At 63.1% G+C, this 932-nt stretch carries 2 protein-coding genes; both read right to left on the bottom strand.

Going from position 1 to position 932, the window contains the following annotated elements:
• Positions 1 to 172: ribosome-binding factor A (locus AC1DU6_RS33045; RefSeq protein ID WP_477862528.1), on the bottom strand; the 172-nt coding region annotated here is incomplete at its 3' end.
• Between the two features lie 101 nt (positions 173 to 273).
• Positions 274 to 932 (bottom strand): translation initiation factor IF-2 (locus AC1DU6_RS33040; RefSeq protein ID WP_477862526.1); only part of this gene is annotated, 659 nt, incomplete at its 5' end.

The raw sequence follows: 932 nt of genomic DNA, 5'->3' as shown, positions 1-932 counted from the left end.
GTACCGAGAAGAACACCTTGGCATGGGCGTAGTCGGGCGTGACCTCGATCGCATTGATCGTCGCCATGCCGATGCGCGGATCCTTGAGCTCGCGGATCAGCTCCGCCAGATCGCGCTGGATCTGGTCGGCGACGCGGAAAGCTCGGTTGGGGATGGCGCGTTTGTGTCTCATGGCAGGTTTCCTGATCAGGCTGTTTGCGCGGTTCACGCGCGGACAGCCAACAAAGAACAAACCCCGCCCCGAGGGGCGGGGTTAACCCTCGGGATTGGAGGTCAGAGCGTGCGGGCCACTTCCTTGATCTCGAAGAATTCGAGCTGATCACCTTCCTTGATGTCGCTGTAGTTCTTGAGCTTGATACCGCACTCGAAGCCTTCCTTGACTTCGCGGACGTCGTCCTTCTCGCGGCGCACCGAGTCCACCTCACCCGTGTAGACGACGGTGTTCTCGCGCAGCAGTCGGAAGCGAGCGCCACGACGGACCAGGCCGCTGGTGACCATGGAGCCGGCCACCGTGCCGATCTTGGATGCGACGAACACGACGCGGATCTCGGCCGTACCCAGCGCTTCTTCGCGCTGCTCGGGCGCCAGCATGCCGGACATCGCCTTGGTCACGTCATCCACAGCGTCGTAAATGATGCTGTAGTAACGCAGATCGACCGCGTTGCCTTCGGCCAGCTTGCGCGCACCGGCATCGGCTCGCACGTTGAAGCCGATGATGACGGCCTTGGAGGCGATGGCGAGGTTGATGTCGCTCTCGCTGATGCCGCCGACCGCCGCGTGGACGATCTGCACCTTGACCTCGGCGTTGCTGAGCTTGAGCAGCGAAGCGGCCAGCGCTTCCTGCGAGCCCTGMACGTCGCTCTTGATGATCAGCGGCAGCGTCTGCACGTCGCCGGCGCCCATCTCGCTGAACATGTTCTCCAGCTTGGCGG

The sequence above is a fragment of the Roseateles sp. P5_B10 genome (genome assembly GCF_056400485.1).
This window is presented reverse-complemented; position numbering and strand designations above follow the sequence as displayed.